20 protein-coding genes are annotated in these 18,635 nt (G+C 58.2%); 7 read left to right on the forward strand and 13 right to left on the reverse strand.

The window, feature by feature from the left end:
* Positions 1-158: 158 nt before the first annotated feature.
* The 7 genes from ACR0DT_RS05085 to rpiA all read right to left on the reverse strand — a co-directional run bounded on the left by ACR0DT_RS05085 (position 159) and on the right by rpiA (position 6,818).
* Entirely contained in the window at positions 159-1,595 is a 1,437-nt protein-coding gene (locus ACR0DT_RS05085) for a Do family serine endopeptidase (RefSeq protein ID WP_480710269.1), read from the reverse strand.
* A 185-nt stretch (positions 1,596-1,780) separates the two neighbouring features.
* On the reverse strand, positions 1,781-1,975 hold the full coding sequence (locus tag ACR0DT_RS05090) for a DUF2065 domain-containing protein (RefSeq protein ID WP_480709717.1): 195 nt from the start codon (positions 1,973-1,975) through the stop codon (positions 1,781-1,783).
* Positions 1,975-2,853 (reverse strand): protease modulator HflC, encoded by an 879-nt coding sequence (gene hflC, locus ACR0DT_RS05095; RefSeq protein ID WP_480709718.1) that lies wholly within the window; start codon positions 2,851-2,853, stop codon positions 1,975-1,977. Before hflC ends, ACR0DT_RS05090 begins: the two co-directional genes overlap by 1 nt.
* Entirely contained in the window at positions 2,853-3,992 is a 1,140-nt protein-coding gene (gene hflK, locus ACR0DT_RS05100) for an FtsH protease activity modulator HflK (protein ID WP_480709719.1), read from the reverse strand. Before hflK ends, hflC begins: the two co-directional genes overlap by 1 nt.
* Before the next feature lie 72 nt (positions 3,993-4,064).
* Positions 4,065-5,423 (reverse strand): glutathione-disulfide reductase, encoded by a 1,359-nt coding sequence (gene gor / locus ACR0DT_RS05105; protein ID WP_480709720.1) that lies wholly within the window; start codon positions 5,421-5,423, stop codon positions 4,065-4,067.
* A gap of 57 nt (positions 5,424-5,480) precedes the next feature.
* A complete protein-coding gene (locus ACR0DT_RS05110) occupies positions 5,481-6,029 on the reverse strand; it encodes a hypothetical protein (protein WP_480709721.1) in 549 nt (182 codons plus the stop codon).
* 3 nt (positions 6,030-6,032) lie between these two features.
* Complete coding sequence (gene rpiA, locus ACR0DT_RS05115) at positions 6,033-6,818, reverse strand: ribose-5-phosphate isomerase RpiA (RefSeq protein ID WP_480709722.1); 786 nt, start codon at positions 6,816-6,818, stop codon at positions 6,033-6,035.
* 168 nt (positions 6,819-6,986) lie between these two features.
* On the opposite strand from rpiA, the gene ACR0DT_RS05120 reads away from it, so the two are divergent.
* From ACR0DT_RS05120 to ACR0DT_RS05135, 4 genes are read left to right on the forward strand one after another with little or no spacing between them, the layout of a single operon-like run.
* Positions 6,987-7,688, forward strand: a complete 702-nt coding sequence (locus tag ACR0DT_RS05120; protein WP_480709723.1) for a glutathione S-transferase family protein — start codon at positions 6,987-6,989, stop codon at positions 7,686-7,688.
* Between the two features lies 1 nt (position 7,689).
* Positions 7,690-9,063 (forward strand): L-serine ammonia-lyase, encoded by a 1,374-nt coding sequence (locus ACR0DT_RS05125; RefSeq protein ID WP_480709724.1) that lies wholly within the window; start codon positions 7,690-7,692, stop codon positions 9,061-9,063.
* Between the two features lie 21 nt (positions 9,064-9,084).
* Positions 9,085-9,495 (forward strand): GFA family protein, encoded by a 411-nt coding sequence (locus ACR0DT_RS05130; RefSeq protein ID WP_480709725.1) that lies wholly within the window; start codon positions 9,085-9,087, stop codon positions 9,493-9,495.
* Positions 9,496-9,535: 40 nt separating this feature from the next.
* Entirely contained in the window at positions 9,536-10,450 is a 915-nt protein-coding gene (locus ACR0DT_RS05135; protein ID WP_480709726.1) for a DMT family transporter, read from the forward strand.
* Here ACR0DT_RS05135 and ACR0DT_RS05140 read toward each other — a convergent pair.
* Positions 10,395-11,102 carry a thiamine diphosphokinase gene (locus ACR0DT_RS05140; RefSeq protein ID WP_480709727.1) on the reverse strand — a complete coding sequence of 236 codons (708 nt, stop codon included), beginning with the start codon at positions 11,100-11,102 and terminating at the stop codon, positions 10,395-10,397. The genes ACR0DT_RS05135 and ACR0DT_RS05140 overlap by 56 nt on opposite strands.
* Before the next feature lie 121 nt (positions 11,103-11,223).
* On the opposite strand from ACR0DT_RS05140, the gene ACR0DT_RS05145 reads away from it, so the two are divergent.
* Positions 11,224-12,849 carry a hypothetical protein gene (locus ACR0DT_RS05145; protein WP_480709728.1) on the forward strand — a complete coding sequence of 542 codons (1,626 nt, stop codon included), beginning with the start codon at positions 11,224-11,226 and terminating at the stop codon, positions 12,847-12,849.
* A 76-nt stretch (positions 12,850-12,925) separates the two neighbouring features.
* Here the strand turns inward: ACR0DT_RS05145 and ACR0DT_RS05150 are convergent, their stop codons facing one another.
* The 5 genes from ACR0DT_RS05150 to nthA all read right to left on the reverse strand — a co-directional run bounded on the left by ACR0DT_RS05150 (position 12,926) and on the right by nthA (position 16,299).
* Positions 12,926-13,168 (reverse strand): DUF2842 domain-containing protein, encoded by a 243-nt coding sequence (locus ACR0DT_RS05150; protein ID WP_480709729.1) that lies wholly within the window; start codon positions 13,166-13,168, stop codon positions 12,926-12,928.
* Entirely contained in the window at positions 13,168-14,463 is a 1,296-nt protein-coding gene (locus ACR0DT_RS05155; protein ID WP_480709730.1) for an adenylosuccinate synthase, read from the reverse strand. The genes ACR0DT_RS05150 and ACR0DT_RS05155 overlap by 1 nt, the downstream gene beginning before the upstream one ends.
* Before the next feature lie 212 nt (positions 14,464-14,675).
* Positions 14,676-15,014, reverse strand: a complete 339-nt coding sequence (locus tag ACR0DT_RS05160) for a nitrile hydratase accessory protein (protein ID WP_480709731.1) — start codon at positions 15,012-15,014, stop codon at positions 14,676-14,678.
* Positions 15,011-15,688, reverse strand: a complete 678-nt coding sequence (nthB, locus tag ACR0DT_RS05165) for a nitrile hydratase subunit beta (RefSeq protein WP_480709732.1) — start codon at positions 15,686-15,688, stop codon at positions 15,011-15,013. Before nthB ends, ACR0DT_RS05160 begins: the two co-directional genes overlap by 4 nt.
* Positions 15,685-16,299, reverse strand: coding sequence for a nitrile hydratase subunit alpha (nthA, locus tag ACR0DT_RS05170; protein ID WP_480709733.1), 615 nt, complete (start codon positions 16,297-16,299; stop codon positions 15,685-15,687). Before nthA ends, nthB begins: the two co-directional genes overlap by 4 nt.
* Before the next feature lie 151 nt (positions 16,300-16,450).
* On the opposite strand from nthA, the gene secG reads away from it, so the two are divergent.
* Entirely contained in the window at positions 16,451-16,816 is a 366-nt protein-coding gene (gene secG, locus ACR0DT_RS05175; protein WP_058280875.1) for a preprotein translocase subunit SecG, read from the forward strand.
* 159 nt (positions 16,817-16,975) lie between these two features.
* On the forward strand, positions 16,976-18,619 hold the full coding sequence (locus tag ACR0DT_RS05180; RefSeq protein ID WP_480709734.1) for a CTP synthase: 1,644 nt from the start codon (positions 16,976-16,978) through the stop codon (positions 18,617-18,619).
* Positions 18,620-18,635 lie beyond the last annotated feature (16 nt).

The following is an 18,635-nucleotide window of genomic DNA, read 5'->3' on the forward strand; positions in this document are numbered from 1 at the left end:
CCGTAGGAGGTCAGAGAATCATCCCCGATATCTGTCCACTGACCTCTCCCTGTATCAGAGCCATACGCCTCCCCGGTGTATGGCTCATTTCATTTCAGGCTTCTAATAGCAAAAGGCCGGGGCATTAACCCCGGCCTTTTGACTTGTTAAGTTGTCAGTTATTCACCCAAGCTAAGCGCTACAAAGCGAGGCTCTCCACCACGGCGCACCAGTAGCAGCAACGACTTGCGACCAGCCTCGCGCGCTTCTTCCATGCGCGTCTCAAGGTCGCCAATTGAAGTAACCTTCTGCTGACCGGCTTCGGTGATCAGATCACCGGCGCGCAGACCCTTGGAATAGGCTTCTGACGTTTCGTCCACCTCGGTTACAACCAGACCTTCAGCATCCGCGTCCAGACCAAGATCGGTGCGCAGCGTGTCGGTCAGGGGTGAAATTGTCAGACCCAAAATGTCGGCGTTCTCTTCAGGCGCAGCCTCCGGAGTTTCTTCCTCTTCGCTGTCAGCGCGTTCTGCATCCTCGCGGCGGCCCAGTGTTACAAGAACGGTCTGAGTACCCCCGTCGCGGTGCACCACGACACGAACCGATTTGCCAACCGTGGTCTCGCCCACCTGACGAACCAGGCCGCGGGTATCTTCGACCTCGACTCCGTCAAAGCTGAGGATCACGTCACCTGCTAGAAGGCCTGCTTCCTTAGCCGGACCATCCGGAACATCGCTGATCAGCGCGCCCCCAGGTTTGTCCAGCCCCATCGCTTCGGCCATGTCCTCGGTCACGTCCTGAATGCGCACACCCAGCCAGCCACGGCGAGTCTCGCCGAATTCGCGCAGTTGATCGACGACTTTGACGACCACATTGGACGCCATCGAGAATCCGATCCCGATCGAGCCACCATTAGGTGACAGGATCGCGGTGTTCACGCCGATCACCTCGCCATTCATATTGAACAGCGGCCCGCCCGAGTTCCCTCGGTTAATCGCAGCATCGGTCTGAATGTAGTCATCATACGAACCGCTCAGCGCCCGGTTGCGGGCCGACACGATACCAGCCGAGACCGAAAATCCCTGCCCTAACGGGTTGCCCATGGCGATCACCCAATCACCCACGCGGGCAATATCGCTGTCGCCGAATTGTACATATTGTAGAGGACCCGTGGCTTCGACCTTGAGCAGCGCGATATCGGTTTTTTCATCCGTGCCGATCACCTTGGCGGGCAGCTCTTTCTTGGGCTGGCCATCACCGGGAAAGAATTCCACAAGAATCTCATCAGCTTCGGCGATGACGTGATTATTGGTGACGATATAGCCGTCTTCGGAAATCACAAAGCCCGATCCCAAAGCATTGCTGCGGCGCGGGGCGTTTTCACCATTATCTCCGCGATCCTGAAACTCGCGGAAGAAATCCTCGAACGGAGAGCCCTCGGGCACGATCCCTTGCGGACCGGTCTGGTTTTCAATCAGCGTCGACGTCGTGATGTTCACTACCGCTGGGCTGATCTTTTCGGCCAATGGAGCTAAGCTTTCGTTCCGCGCCTGCGCGGCAACGGCTTGGGCCAGTACAAGCAGCATCCCCGCAAAGGCCAACCACATCAGCCGCATGAAACTAACACCATCGTCCCTTTGGACCGAAATACTGCGCGCTTGTGCCTGCACTTGGGAACTCCTTGTCGACAATTCTATGGCGGTCGCCCTTCAGCAACCCTTCTTAGCAACCAATGTAGTCAGTTTGTCCAAGCCCGCAACTCGGGATCGCGGGTAATTCACTGGCAATTGAAATGTCTGTATTAAAACCCGAGCTGATACGCGCCCCAAAGCAACACCAGACCACTAACCACGCATAGCAGCCCGGCCAACCGGCGCGCCTGTTCAGGCAAGCTCCGCAGCGCCTCAAGCATACGTTCAATAAGCGAAGGGGCCAGCGCATAGGCCAGCCCCTCGACAATCAGTACCAGCCCAAGGGCCAGAAGGATCATACCCATTACCGGCCGCCCTGACCGGTCGGCGATTTCAGGTAGTTGAAGAACTCGGAATCCGGGGTCAACACCATCGAGCTGTTGCCCCCGCCCAGAGCCTGTTCGTAAGCGGATAGCGAGCGGTAGAATTCAAAGAACTCTGGGTCCGCGCCATAGGCTTCGGCAAAGATCGCGTTGCGTTCGGCGTCAGCCTCACCGCGAATGATCTCGGCCTCACGGTTGGCATCCGATACCAGTTCGACCACGGTCCGGTCGGCCTGCGCGCGGATACGCTGCGCGGCTTCCTTACCACGGGCGCGTTCGTCGGTGGCTTCACGTTCCCGTTCGGCTTTCATCCGGTTAAAGGTCGCTTCGAGGTTGGCTTGTGGCAGGTCCGTTGCTTTCAGACGCACGTCAATCACGTTGACGCCCAGCGCCTGTGCCTCCGCAATGGCGCTGTTGCGGATACGCAGCATCAGTGCGGCCCGGTCAGAGCTGAGGATGTCGCGGGACGACACCGAACCCAGAACTTCGCGGGTTTCGGCGCGCAGGATACGGTCCAGACGATCCTCAGCGAGAGGAATACCGCCAACACCAACGGCCTGACGGAACCGGTTCAAGTCGGCGATCCGATACCGCGCAAAGGCATCAACAACCAGACGGCGATCATCCAGAGGCGTAACCTCCAGCGGCTGAACGTCAATCGACAGGATGCGGTCGTCATAACGCACCACGTCATCGACAAACGGCAGCTTGAACGCCAGACCCGGGGTTTCCTTGACGTCGACGACACGACCAAACCGCAGAACAAGAGCACGCTCACGCTCATCCACGATGTAGATCGAAGACAAGCCAACTACAGCCAGAATGATGACGGCAATTAGGATAAGGGGTGATTTACGCATCAGTTGCTCTCCTCGGCCTGATTGCGGCGCAATTCGTTCAGCGGCAGATACGGCACGACGCCCTGCCCCTGACCGGTCGAGTTCTCATCCAGGATGATCTTGTCCACGTCACCCAGAACTTGCTCCATCCGTTCCAGATACAGGCGTTTGCGGGTCACGTCCGGCGCTTTGGAGTATTCCTCCAAAACCGCGCTGAAACGGCTGGCCTCACCCTGGGCACTGTTGACCTGCTGGGCGCGATAGGCTTCGGCTTGTTCCAGAACCTGGGCGGCTTCACCACGCGCATCAGCCAAAACCTGGTTTGCATAGGCGTCAGCCACGTTCTGTAGACGGTCACGTTCCTGCGCAGCCGCCTGAACGTCGCGGAATGCTGCTATCACGTCTTGCGGCGGGTCAGCCTTGTCAAAGTTTACACGAATGATGTTCACGCCGGAATCGTAGCTGTCCATCGTCGACTGGATCAGTTCCTGCAGACGCTCAGCGATAATACCACGGTCCCGGTTCAGGATCGGGGCCAGCTCGCTTTGCGCAATAATCTCACGCATCGCCGATTCTGACACGGCCTGGATCGTCTGACGCGGGTCGCGCAGGTTGAACAGGTACTTGGCCGGATCGTTGATGTTCCAAACGACCTGATAGTCGATATCGACAACGTTTTCATCGCCGGTCAGCATCAGACCATCGTCGCTGCCACGGGCGCCGCCCATGTCTTCGGTCTGTTCACGAGTAACCGGGATGACCTCGGCAGTCACGAAGGGCCACGGGGCAATGTTCAGACCCGGGTTTCCAACGGCAGAAAACTCACCCAGAAACAGCTCAACTGACTGTTCTTCGGGTTTTACAGTGTAAACGCTGGCAGCGCCCCAAAGAACCGCTGCGACAAGCACGCCGATCGCAATCGTACCTTTGGTAAAGATCGGACCTCCGCCACCTGCTCCCCGTCCACTGCCGCCACGGCCGCCACCGCCCCCCATCAGGACGCGCAGCTGTTCCTGGCCTTTTTTCATCAGCTCGTCGATCTCGGGGATCTGCGGGCCATCGCCTTCGGGGGGCTTGCGCCCGTCCCCGTTGTTACCCCGATTTCCTCCGCCACCGGAAGAGCCTCCGCCCCCCCAGGGGCCACCGCTGTTGCCCGCCATATGTATCTATTCCTTCGTGTTGGACCGTGTGATCACGGGTTCCCTTGTAACTTGTGTACGCGCGGTTGCAAATCAAGCAGTGCGTACAGGTTGCCGCATTGTCACCAGTTCTTCGGCCATGACCGGATGAACCGCAACCGTACGGTCGAAATCTTCCTTGGTTGCACCCATTTTTACGGCGATTCCGGCCAGCTGGATCATCTCACCTGCGCCCGGGGCAACGATGTGGCAGCCCAATACCTTGCGTGTGGCTTGGCTGACGATCAGTTTCATCAGCACCCGTTGTGTGCCGCCGGCGAAAGACTTCTGCATCGGCTTGAAAGATGTCGCGTAAACCTCAATCGGTTCCTGCGCCGCTGCGTCCTCTTCGCTTAGGCCCACGGTGCCGAATTCCGGCTGGGTAAAGATCCCAGTAGGGATCAGTTCGTGATCCACAGGCGTCGGGTTGCCTTTGAATACGGTTTCCACAAAGGCCATGCCTTCGCGGATCGCAACCGGAGTCAGGTTCACACGGTCAGTCACATCCCCGATCGCGTAGATCGAGGGTACGCCGGTCTGGCTGTATTCGTCCACGATAATCTCACCCTTGCGACCACGCTCGACGCCAACGGCCTCAAGCCCCAGATTATCGGCGTTGGGTGTGCGGCCAGTAGCATACATGACCACGTCAAACAGTTGTTCAGTCCCGTTGGTGGCCTTAACCCAGATCTTGTCACCTTGCTTTTTCATCTCCAGCACATTGGTACCCAGATGCAGGTCAATGCCGTTCTGGCACATCTCTTCACTAATCAAACCACGCGCCTCTTCATCGAAACCACGCAAAATTTGCGCACCGCGATAGAACTGAGTGGTTTTCACGCCCATCCCGTTCATGATGCCCGCGAACTCGCTGGCGATATACCCGCCGCCCACGATCAAGATGCTCTGGGGCAGTTTTTCCAGATGGAAAATCTCATTCGAGGTAATCGCTAGATCCGAGCCCGGAAACTCGGGCACAACCGGACGGCCACCGGTTGCGATCAGAATGTGCTTGGCCGTTTTACGAGTGCCATCGGCCAGTTCAACCGTGTGCGCATCGACTACATGAGCGCGCTGATCAAAGCTTTCGACACCGTTGTTTTTCAGGATGCTGCGATAGACACCTTCCAGCCTGTCTAGTTCCGCTACCAGCTTGTCGTGGAACGTGTTCCAATCCAGCGCGCCGGGTTTGACATCCCAGCCATAGGCCTGCGCGTCCTGCATGGTGCCCGAGAATTCACTGGCAAAGACCATCAGTTTTTTCGGCACACAGCCCCGAATGACGCAGGTACCGCCGTAACGATCTTCTTCGGCCAGCGCCACCTTGGCACCATTCTCACCGGCTGCCACACGCGCCGCGCGCACCCCGCCCGAGCCGCCTCCGATGACGAACAGATCATAATCAAAGCTCATTTACCGTGCCTCTTCCAAATTACCGCAAGCGCCCATTGGGCTTGCAAGGGGTGTACTCTATCTCGCGCTGCTGTCCATAGTCTTCCGTTTGGCAAACTGAACCTCCCACGGGCTGTCCAAGTCGGGCCAATACTCGCGCAAAGTGTCGATGAACTGGTCAGATATGCGCTGCGGAATGCGTTTCAACGGAAAGTCTGCGAGACTATTCTCGTTTCGAAGTCGAATACAAACTGCCGCTTGCGCCTGAAAAGGTATGCAACTGCTCGCCCGCAGCACCTCAATCGCCTTCACCTCATCCCAGCGGCAACTGACGATTTCACAAAGCCCAGCTGGCTTTTTGTAAGCAAAAGAAAGCCCTTCGGGCGAAACAGAGGCAACCAAATCAGTTCTGCGAAGCAGCTGACCTAAGTAAATTAGGACACAAACAGCAAGAATGCCCATGCTCACGTCAAAAAACAGGGCATATGGGCTTTCCGGGCGCGGCGTAAAGCCAAAGTAGGCGATCGGTATCAATCCCAACAAGATAGCACCGCCGCCCCTCAGAACTAGGCGCAGTACTCGGGTGAGCTTCTTTTCTCTGACAACGAAAGTGGCCGCTGCTTCCAACCCTTAATCCGCCAGATCCGAGAAAAGGTTCTCACCACCATCCACCAGCTCGTCCAGCTCGGTTGTGCCTGCGTTGATATCGCGCAATTCGACCCGACCGTCGCCGTGGCCGATCACAACCTTGTCACAGATGTCGATGAACAACCCGTTCTCGACCACGCCCGGCACCTGATTGAGCACCAGCGCCAATTGGCGTGCATTGCCGATGCGTTGCAGATGCAGGTCCAGAACATGGTTGCCCTCATCTGTCACAAAAGGTGCCTCACCATCCATGCGCAGCATGGCCGAAGTACCCAGAACATCCATTGTGTCCAGCACCTCTTGGATCAAAGTGCGGGTGGTTTGCCAGCCAAAGGGGATCACCTCGACTGGCAGGGGAAATGCGCCCAGGGTTTCGACCTCTTTACCCGCATCGGCGATGACAACCATCTGGTCACTGGCTGTGGCCACGATCTTTTCCTGCAGATGCGCACCACCGCCGCCTTTGATCAGGTTCAGATCACCATCGAACTCATCCGCGCCGTCGATTGTCAGGTCCAGCCATCCGGCTTGATCCAATGAGACCACTTCGATCCCGACTTCACGGGCCAGTTGAGCGGTACGGATCGAGGTCGGAACTCCCTTTATCCGCAACCCTTCGTTCTGCACCCGTTCGCCAAGCCGGCGCACCATCCAGGCCGCGGTTGAGCCGGTCCCCAGACCGACACGCATACCGTCCTGAACCAAATCAGCGGCGCGGCGTGCGGCAACAAATTTGGCATTGTCGATGGGTGACAGATCTCCGGTCATGGCAGCGTTTCCCTTTATTACTGCCAGACTTATACGGAATGCAGTCACCAACCGCGAGAGCCAATTCGACGCTGGATAGCGTAAACATGTGAGGAAAATACGCGTTTCCGATGGGAAACGTCGCAATCGAGGCTTCCGGCATCCGCCCTGCATTGTACATAGGAACGCATGACCGCGCCCTATCGCTTACACTATGCCCCCGACAACGCCTCGCTTGTGATCAGACTGGCGCTGGAAGAGATGGGCCTGCCCTATGAAACCGTTCTGGTGGACCGCCGCCGGAACGATCAGGACAGTGCGGCCTATCGGGACTTGAACCCGAACGGATTGATCCCGGTGTTGGACACCCCACAAGGACCGATCTTTGAAACGGCGGCCATTCTGTTGTGGCTGGCGGATACGCATGCACAACTGGCTCCTGCCCCAGACTGCCCGGACCGGGCGGCGTTTTTGAAATGGCTGTTCTTTGCATCCAACACGCTGCACGCCGATCTGCGCATTCTGTTCTATGCCGAGAAATACATCGACGCCGCTCAGGCCGAGACCCTGCGTACAGGAATACGCCCGCGCCTGCGCCGACATCTGCAAGTACTGGATGTCGTGGCCCGGAACGCACCGATCTGGCTGCACGCCGATACTCCCTCGGTTCTGACCTATTATCTGGCCTGCCAAATGCGCTGGATGGCGCTGTACCCTGCCAGCGCGGATCGCAGTTGGTTTCAACTGGCGGACACGCCTTATCTGCAAGAAATCCTGACGCGGCTGGAATCCCGCCCCGCAACCCAGGCCGCCATCGCGGCCGAAGGGTTGGGGGTTACGCCGTTCACTTCACCACGTTACGCTACACCTGAAGAAGGCTCAGCTACCTAATATGTTTTTATCTGTCTTCGATATGTTCAAAGTGGGCATCGGCCCGTCTTCGTCTCATACCATGGGGCCGATGGTGGCCGCCGCGCGTTTTCTGGACCTGATGCGCGCGTCTCCGTTCGAATTCGCGGGGCTGCGCGGCTCGCTGCACGGATCGCTGGCCTTTACCGGGGTCGGACACGCCACCGACCGCGCCACCATCCTCGGGCTGGCCGGGTTTGTGCCCGACACCTATGACAACGACAAGGCCGAGGCCGCACTGGCCGAGATTTCCGAAACGCACTTGGTCACGCCCGAAGGGTTGCCGACGCTTCAGTTCAACCCAAAGAGCGATCTGATCTTTGATTATGAAAACAACCTGCCCGGCCACGCCAACGGCATGATCCTGATGGCCACCGACGCGCAGGGCGATGTGATCCTGCGGCAGGTTTACTATTCGGTCGGCGGTGGGTTTGTCCTGACCGAAGAGGAACTGGCCGATGGCAAGGCTACGGACGAGGGCGACCCGGTCCCCTTCCCGTTCAAATCCGCCGCCGAAATGCTTGAAATGGCAAAGGCCAGCGGCAAAAGCATCGCTCAGATGAAGCGCGAGAACGAGATTTCGCGCGGCTGCGCCGACAGTTTCGCCAAGGGCACCGCACGTCTGTGGGAGGTTATGAACAACTGCATCGAACGCGGCCTGTCGACTGACGGTATTTTGCCCGGCGGCCTGAACGTGCGTCGCCGCGCCAAGGGCATTCACGATGCCCTTCTGGCCGAACGGGGCATGAACCTGAACGCGCCGCACACCATCAATGACTGGATGAGCGTCTATGCGATGGCGGTGAACGAGGAAAACGCTGCCGGCGGGCAGGTTGTCACCGCCCCGACCAATGGTGCAGCTGGCACGATGCCTTCAGTGCTGCGCTATTACCTTGATCACGTGCCGAGCGCGTCGGAAAGCCATATCGAGGATTTCCTGCTGACCGCTGCCGCCATCGGCGGGCTGGTAAAATATAACGCTTCGATCTCAGGCGCCGAAGCGGGCTGTCAAGCCGAGGTCGGAAGTGCGTCGGCTATGGCCGCAGCAGGGCTGTGCGCCGTTATGGGCGGCACGCCGGAACAGGTTGAAAACGCCGCTGAAATCGCGCTGGAACACCATCTAGGCATGACCTGTGACCCGGTTGCTGGTCTTGTGCAGGTGCCCTGCATCGAACGCAATGGGCTGGCTGCGATCAAAGCCGTTTCAGCGGCCTCTCTGGCATTGCGTGGTGATGGGAAGCACTTTGTGCCGCTGGACTCCGTCATCGAGACCATGCGCCAGACCGGCCATGATATGCATGAGAAATACAAAGAAACGTCTTTGGGTGGTCTGGCGGTGAACGTACCCAACTGCTGATGCCGCAATAAGGGAGATACCATGCGGGGACATTGTCTGTGCGGCACCATCCGGTACGAGGTTACGCCTCCGGTCCTGTCCTGCGTCACCTGTCATTGCGACAGTTGCAGACGGCAATGCGCCGCGCCGATGACCACTTATTTCGGCGTGCGCGACGGCCAGTGGCGCTGGACTAGTGACGAGCCGAAAACCTTCGCTTCGTCGCCCGGTGTCACCCGCAGTTTCTGCCCCGATTGCGGCACTCCGATATCATTCCGGTCGCAATCCATGTCGGATGTGCTTCATCTTTATGTGGCGACGCTGGAAGACCCCAACCAATTGGAACCCACATTGCATGTGGCGCATGAGGAAAAGCTGCATTGGCTGAAGCTGGGTGACGGCCTGCCCACCTGCATCGGGCCGGACTACACCAAGGTTCAGCCTCTGCCCTAAACGCTTTCCACCGGGTCCCAAACCCCGTAGCGTCACGCGTATGACACAAGATCGCCCGGTCTTTGGCATCGTTTTGATGCTTGGCTTTTGTATCATCGCGCCGATGGGCGATGCGATGGCAAAACTTTTGGCCGAAACCACTCCCATCGGCATGCTCGTCTTTGTCCGCTTTGCAGTTCAGGCGCTGGTGCTGATCCCACTAGCTCTGCTGACCGGACGAACACTACGCATGCGTGGCCGTATTCTGCGGTTGACCTTCATTCGCACGGTTCTGCATGTCCTAGCCCTCGCAGCCATGTTCAGTTCACTGCTGTTCCTGCCGCTGGCCGATGCGATCGCCATCGTCTTTGTAATGCCGTTCATCATGCTGATTCTGGGCAAATGCGTGCTGGGAGAAACCGTCGGTCCGCGCCGCCTGACTGCCTGTGCCGTGGGCTTTGTTGGCACCTTACTGGTCATCCAGCCCAGCTTTGTTCAAGTGGGTACCGCAGCCCTGCTGCCGCTGGTGGTGGCATTGCTCTTTTCCCTGTTCATGCTGGTGACCCGCCAGATCGCCAAGGACACCGACCCAATCGCCTTGCAGGCCGTGTCAGGCCTGATGGCCACTGTACTATTGCTGCCGATTCTGTTGGTTGGGTCAATCAGCAGCACTTGGGTCGTATCGCTGATCGTTCCGCACCCGGACATCCACCTTTTGCTGATCGCAATCGGGTTGCTGGGCACTGTAGCTCATCTGTTCATGACATGGGCGCTGCGTTTTGCGCCTTCGGCAACGTTGGCGCCAATGCAGTATCTGGAAATTCCGATGGCCACCCTGTTCGGCTGGCTCATCTTTCATGATCTGCCCAACGGGATCGCGGCTATCGGTATTGGGATAATCATCACCGCGGGCCTCTATGTCATTCTGCACGAGCGGGCCAACGCCCGATCTGCTCCGACAGAAACGCCTGCATGACCTGATCCAAGGCGTCGCGCGGCACCATGACCAACAGGCCGGGCCCGTCCACTTCTAGCTCCACACTCGACAAGGCGCGATTGGAGGTCCCGACGCGGCCGTTCGGCTCTAACACCAAATCGTCGATCGGCCATTCCAGCCCCCGGCTGCGCCCGGTTACCCGCTGAAACGGGAAAAGCGAAACCACATCGCCGGGTGAGAGATCAAACGCGATCCGTGGCGGCGCGTGGAATACGACCTCATGTTCCCCCAGCAAAACGCAGGGGCGATCCTGCAGCCGGACTAACGCATTGAGCACCGCCAACTGGTGATCCAACCGTCCGCCCAGAAATCCGATCCCCAGAACCAGCGGTGCTTCGACGCTGCGCAGGGTCTTGTCGAAATCCGTGCTGTCCTGCTCGCGGATCGGGAACAAACGATCTGCCGGAATCCGGTCACGATAAGAGCTATTCAGCGAATCAAAATCACCGATAACCGCATCCGGCATACGCCCCGAATCCATAACCGGGATCGCTCCGCCATCTGCGGCCACAATGGCATTGACGCGAATCAGCGCCAAATTTAGGTCTTCGGGACCGATTTCTCCGCCTCCGACCACCGCGATTGGCTCCTCAGACCGCACAATTGACTGATTTTTTTTAAGATTGATCATTTTTCCCGGATTTGGACACATTGAGACCACAAAATGGTAGGTTCATGCAGAGAGTTTCGAGCCATTGGTGTGCCCGTCGCCGGGAATATGGCTCTCGTAGTTTGTAGAGGACGTGCGTCTGATGGTACAGAATAACAAGGTTTTGACCGTTTCTTATGGAACCTTCTCGTGCACTTTGGAAGGCTTTGATGATTCCTTTGAAACGATGAAAGCGATTGCCGAATATTTCCGCGATCTCGCGGCGGATGATCGCTACTTTGGTTCTGAACCCCCGCAGCCCGACACAGAAATGCTTACCCGGATCGCGCAGCGTGACGCGTCCCGCAAGGTCGAAGCCAGCCAAAGCGATGCCGGCTTGCTTATCCGCGCAACCGACGAAACTGCCACTCCACCCCAATCCGCTGCCAGCGCGTCGGGTCTGAACGTCATTGGCACCCCGTCCCCCTCTCAGCCTGTTTTCACCGACGCAGAGGCCGTGGAAGATACCCCGCCACCTGCTGCGGACAGCATAGCAGCCAAGCTGCAGCGCATCCGTGCCGTTGTCTCTCATTCCGAAGAGAACTCGGTCATCTATACCGAAGACGAAGACACGACCCTGATGAAAAGTGCCGGTCCGTCTGACGCGGTTGCTGCGGCCTTTGCAGCTGGTTCGCTTGATCCCTCAGATCTGGACGTCGCGCCCGAAGTCAGCGCCCCCGCCGAAACACAAGACAATGCGGAGGAAGTGACCGAAGCGGAGCTTGAAGTGCCACAGTCTGAGGACGCGGAGACCTTGGTTCTGGAAAGCGAACCCGAAGCTTTGGAAGAAACCGAAGCCCAGGAAACTGAAGCGTTGGACACAGCTGAGGAAGACCAGACCGAAGAAGAAACGTTGGATGCCCTGTTTTCGGATCTTGAGTTTTCCGCCAAAAACGCGACCGAAGAAGAACCCAATATCCTTGGCGACACCGGTTCGGAAGAAGACACTATCGCTCCTGCCGATGAAGGCGTGCTGACGGAAGAGGATGAAATCGACCTGCTGGAAGAAATTTCAAGCGTCGAAGCTGTTCTAGCAAAGCGCGCGGCCAAGGCAGACGATGAAGGGGCCGACTTGGATCGGGATGTGTCGCGTCTGATGGACAAGGCCGGCGAACAGCTGAACGATCCGGACACCAGCAATCAGCGCGAAGCCTACACGCATTTGCGCGCGGCTGTCGCGGCAACCGAAGCCGAACGTGATGGCAATAAGGCCGCGGGGCAGGACGGTGAAGAACAGGGCTATCGTGGTGATTTGTCTTCGGTCGTCAGCCCGCGCCGCCCGGACGTTCAGGTTACCAGCATGCGCCCAAGCAGCGATGAAGCGGCCCCTCTAAAGCTGGTGGCTGAACAGCGCATCGACAATCAGACCGTAGACACCGGGCCTATCACCCCTCGCCGCGTCAAATCCGAAGCTGAAGCTGAAGACGAAACACCCGAAGAAGGTGGTTTTGCCCTATTCGCTCAGGAACAGGGTGCGCAGTCCCTGCCCGACTTGCTTGAGGCTGCCGCGGCATACCTGTCCTTTATCGAAGGTCAGGAACAGTTTTCGCGCCCGCAGTTGATGAACAAAATCCGCTCGCTCAAGCAGAATGAATTCAATCGCGAGGAAAGCCTGCGGTCCTTCGGTCAGTTGCTGCGCGACGGAAAAATCGAAAAAGCAGGCGGCGGGCGTTTTGCGGCCTCGACCGACATCGGGTTCCGCCCGGATGACGAGCGCGCAGCGGGTTGACCGCAGACCAGATCATTTGAAAAGGGGCCAGAGATTTCTCTGGCCCCTTTTTGATTTTCACTGGCATGGACGACGGTCAATCCGAGTTTTGCTCTGGGTCTTCTTTTCCGACACCCTTGAAGACAAACTTGAACGGCAGGGCCCACAGAATGCCCAATACGACATAGACCAGCAGTTCCAGCCAGATCGGTGGGCGATCGAGCCAGTTCACCACCGTCACCACCGCCACGATATAAACCGGAAGCCCGATCAGCAGCAGCACCAGCGACCAGCGCCGCCGGGCCTTGTAGCTCAGACCGGTTTTGCCGTTATCACTCATCAGTCGGCAAACGGGTCGGTCACCAGAATGGTGTCATCCCGCTCCGGGCTGGTGGATAGAAGGGCAACGGGGCACTCGATCAGTTCTTCCACGCGACGCACATATTTGATCGCGTTGGCTGGCAAATCGGCCCAGCTACGCGCGCCTTCTGTGGATTCGCTCCAGCCTGGCATTTCTTCATAGATGGGTTTGCAGCGCGCTTGCTGGTCTGCAGCAGTGGGCAGATAATCCAGACGCTCACCGTCCAGCTCATATCCCACGCAGATTTTCAGCGTTTCGAACCCATCCAGCACGTCCAGCTTGGTAAGCGAGATGCCGTTCACACCACTGGTCGCACAGGTCTGACGCACCAGACAGGCGTCAAACCAACCGCAACGCCGCTTGCGTCCCGTTACGGTACCAAATTCATGCCCACGTGTTCCCAGGCGCAGACCATCGTCGTCATCCAGTTCGGTCGGGAAAGGCCCCTCACCCACGCGGGTGGTGTATGCCTTGACGATCCCCAGAACAAAATCGACCGATCCCGGTCCAATACCTACGCCGGTCGCCGCTTGCCCGGCGATCACGTTGGAAGAGGTCACAAAAGGATAGGTGCCGAAATCAATATCCAGCAACGCGCCTTGCGCCCCTTCGAACAATATACGCTTACCCGCCTTGCGCTTTTCGTTCAGCACTTTCCAGACCGGAGCTGCAAAAGGCAGGATTTCCGAAGCGATCTCTTTCAGTTGGTCAACCAGCTTGTCCCGGTCGACTGCTTCGATTCCCAGACCTTTGCGCAGCGGGTCATGATGTTGCAGCGCGCGGTCTACGCGCGCTTCAAGCGTGGCCTGATCCGCCAGATCAGCAACGCGCACCGAGCGGCGACCAACTTTGTCTTCGTACGCCGGGCCAATGCCGCGCCCGGTTGTGCCGATTTTGGTGCCTTTGCTGGCGGCTTCTTCGCGAGCCCGGTCAAGCTCACCATGGATCGGCAGGATCAAAGGTGTGTTTTCGGCGATCATCAACGTTTCAGGTGTGATCTCGACACCTTGCTCACGGATCGAAGCGATCTCCTTGACCAGATGCCATGGGTCCAAAACCACACCATTGCCGATGACGCTCAGCTTACCGCCGCGCACAACGCCCGAGGGCAGCGCGTTCAGCTTGTAGACTTCGCCATCAATGACCAGCGTATGACCGGCGTTATGCCCGCCCTGAAAACGCGCGATCACGTCTGCCCGCTCGCTGAGCCAGTCGACGATCTTGCCTTTTCCTTCGTCGCCCCACTGGGCGCCGACAACAACCACATTGGCCATATTCGGTCCTTTTGCGCTGAGTTACCAAACTCGGGTCGTATAGCTGGGTCAACGCGACAGGGAAACCGGTAATTCGCCGCAGTTAAGAACCACGCTACGCGTGGTGCCTCCGGCGGAGGTATTTTTGGCCAGATGAAGATCGGATCCCCTGTTTACCTGCCCACAAATACTTCAGGGGAGTCGCCGGGAACGGGCGGCGGGGGCAGCGCCCCCTATTCACTTGCCACTAAATGCACAGGTTGCCCATGCGGCGTCGTCAGGTATGCCTCTTCCCAGGCATTTCTTAACTGCTGAATGTCACCCGGTTCAGCCGAGCCCTGTTCGACCAGCAATCGCTCAAGGGTTTCCAGCCACGCTTGGAAGTAGTCATCCCCGCCATCCAGTTCCCTGTCTAGCCCGTGTCGTTTCAACGTCTGCGAAAACCTTTCGGCCCAGTCGGGCCAGTCGAATCGTCCGGCCTCGTTCAATGCAACAGTCACGGCAAAGACCTGGGCGTGCCAGGGTTCGGCGAAAACCGGTTCTGGCGCGGAATGGGTGACGCAGTTGCTCATGCGGGCTCCAGATAGCTTTGCCACAGGTCCAGAACCACCTCATCATTCGGATGCTCCGGATCGGCCCACAGTTCAGAGGCGGCAAAGGCCACCGCATAAAGGGGTTCCGGGGCCTCACCCAAACCGTGCGCATTTGAATCCGGCAGAACATGGGTGCCGTGCAGCCGCAAAATTCGGCCATTTGCACCAGCCGCATAGATCGGTAGCCGCGTATGGCCGCCTGTCACCAGACGATTGGCTGCAGGATCCACAGTGCGAACTTTCTGCCCAACCTCAAACTGTATCGGCACGTCTGAGGGCCGATCTGCTGGCCCGCCTTTGGCCAAGGCTCCTGAGACGGTCCCTGCTTTCAGAACATGGGCTGTCAACGGGTGTGGGTTTTCTGTGCCCGCGCCCGACAAATCATCCACAGTTAGCACACCCTTCTCGACCAGCAGATCGGCCAAACCGGATATCCACTTTTCGTAATAGGAGAATCGCGCGTAGTCCTTCGGCGACAACTTTTCCCGCGCGTGGCGCGAAACGTCGATGTTCCATTGCCCCAGAAACCCCGCCGCAAGCGTCACGGCCAATGCGCGACCGTGCCAGTCTTCGGCAAAGACGGGGGCGTCTTCGGCCTCGGGATTAACCGGGCCGTCCCCAAAGCGACCGCCCATATCGTGCACACGGGTCATGATGGCACCTTAGGCAGGCCTGTGCCAATCATGCTGTCCCGGGTGACAAGTGTGGCGAGGTCGTCTTCGCCCAACCCTTCTGACCCTTCCGGGCGCATCGGCAACACGAGGTAGCGTATCTCCGCGGTCGAATCCCACACTCGCACAGCCGTTTCGGCCGGCAATGCGACACCAAATTCGGCCAATACTTTGCGAGGTTCGCGCACGGCGCGGGCTCGATAGGCATCGGATTTATACCAGCCCGGCGGAATACCCAGCAGAGGCCACGGATAGCAGCTGCATAATGTGCACACGACCATGTTGTGTTGATCCGGCGTATTCTCGACCGCCATGATGTGTTCACCCTGTCGACCGTAGAAACCCAGATCGGCAACAACTGATGTAGCGTCCTCCAGCAGAGCTTTCCGGAACGCTGGGTCAGCCCAAGCTTTCGCAACGACCTGCGCGCCATTCTGCGGGCCGATCTTATTCTGATAGGTGTCGATGATCTCATCCAGCGCTGCGGGATCGATCAGTCCCTTGCGCGTCAGAATCGTTTCAAGAGCCTTGACCCGCAGCGCAGGTTCAGGCGGCAACAAGGCGTGCGGGTGGTCGTGATCGTCATGTGGCATGGCCCGCAGCCTGCGTCAGCAATTGCCCACCTGTCCAGTCTCTTTGATGTGATACGGCCCATCACGTGTTATGATGCTAACTCATCCCTTGCCCCCGCTGGCAAACTTGCATAAGTACCACGCGATACACGCCACGCTGTACAGGACCACCATGGAAAACGTCGTTCTCATCATCCATCTTCTTTTGGCTCTGGGCTTGATCGCCGTTGTCCTGATGCAGCGGTCCGAAGGCGGCGGCCTGGGTATGGGCGGTGGCGGCGGTGGCGCCATGACAGGCCGTGCAGCAGCGACCGCGCTGGGCAAAGTGACCTGGATTCTGGCGGCCTGTTTTATCGTGACTTCGATCACGCTGACCATTCTGGCCGCTCAGAAGTCTTCAGGCAGCTCGGTTATCGATCGTCTGGGCGTTCCGGCTCCGGCCGCGACCGAGGAAAGCACCCCGGCGGTTCCGTCGGCGGATGATCTGTTGCCTCCGGCTCAGGGCGACAACGCGCCCCTGATTCCTCAGGCCAACTGATCCACAAAACCTAGAAATCTTAAAGAGAGCTGCAACAGCATCTTGCGGTTCTCTTGCGCTATTGGCGCGAATCCTTTATACGTGAAGTCCCGTGATGCAGCGGTTTTTCGAAGCCGCCGGGCAGCTGATTTTGACGTCTCACGGGAGCAGCCGAAAAACATGGCGCGTTTTATTTTCATCACTGGTGGTGTGGTTTCATCCTTGGGCAAAGGACTGGCATCGGCGGCCTTGGGTGCGCTGTTGCAAGCCCGGGGATACTCGGTGCGTTTGCGTAAGCTGGACCCCTATCTGAACGTCGATCCCGGCACGATGTCGCCGTTCGAACACGGCGAAGTATTCGTCACCGATGACGGGGCCGAAACCGATCTGGATCTGGGCCACTATGAGCGTTTCACTGGTGTGGCTGCCCGCAAGACTGACTCGGTCAGCTCGGGGCGAATTTATTCCAACGTGTTGGAGAAAGAGCGCCGCGGCGATTACCTCGGCAAGACCATTCAGGTGATCCCGCACGTCACCAACGAGATCAAGGATTTCATCTCGATTGGTGAGGATGAGGTCGATTTCATGCTCTGCGAAATCGGCGGTACGGTGGGCGACATCGAAGGCCTGCCCTTCTTTGAGGCCATTCGTCAGTTCAGCCAGGACAAGCCGCGCGGTCAGTGTATTTTCATGCATCTGACGCTGCTGCCTTACATCAAGGCTTCGGGCGAGTTGAAAACCAAACCGACCCAGCACTCGGTGAAAGAACTGCGCTCGATTGGCCTGGCTCCCGATATTCTGGTTTGCCGATCCGAAGGACCGATCCCGGCCAAAGAGCGCGAAAAGCTGGCGCTCTTCTGCAACGTACGCCCCGACAGCGTGATTGCGGCACAGGACCTCAGCACCATCTATGACGCACCTTTGGCGTATCACAAAGAAGGCCTAGATCAGGCGGTTCTGGATGCGTTCCAGATCAGCCCTGCCCCCAAACCCGATCTGACCAAATGGGAAGACGTCAGCGACCGCATCCACAACGCCGAAGGCGAAGTGAAGGTCGCCATTGTCGGCAAATACACTCAGCTAGAAGACGCCTATAAGTCGATTGCCGAGGCGCTGACCCATGGCGGCATGGCCAACCGGGTTAAGGTCAAGGTCGAATGGGTCGATGCCGAAGTGTTCGATACCGAAGACGCCGCCCCTCATTTGGAAGGTTTCCACGCGATCCTCGTGCCGGGTGGATTTGGTGAACGCGGCACCGAAGGCAAAATCAAAGCGGCGCAATATGCGCGTGAACACAAGGTGCCCTATCTGGGCATCTGTCTGGGCATGCAAATGGCCGTGATCGAAGCGGCCCGCAACGCCGCAGGTATCACCGAAGCCGGGTCCGAGGAATTCGATCACGAAGTCGGAAAACGGCGTTTTGAACCAGTGGTTTACCATCTGAAAGAGTGGGTGCAGGGCAACCACAAGGTCGAACGCAAAGTAGGCGACGACAAGGGCGGCACCATGCGTCTGGGCGCATACAATGCGGTGCTGGCCGAGGGCTCGAAAGTGGCCGAGGTTTATGGTGGCACGCAGATCGAGGAACGTCATCGCCACCGCTATGAAGTGGACATCAAGTACCGCGAAAAGCTGGAAAAGGCGGGCCTGAACTTCTCGGGCATGTCACCAGACGGACGTTTGCCCGAGATCGTCGAATGGTCGGATCATCCGTGGTTCATCGGTGTGCAATATCACCCCGAGCTGAAATCCAAACCGTTTGACCCGCACCCCTTATTCCGCGACTTTGTACGCGCCGCAAAGGACAGCTCGCGCCTGGTCTGATCTCGGACAGATCACT

This window comes from Ruegeria sp. BI11, from assembly GCF_056538005.1.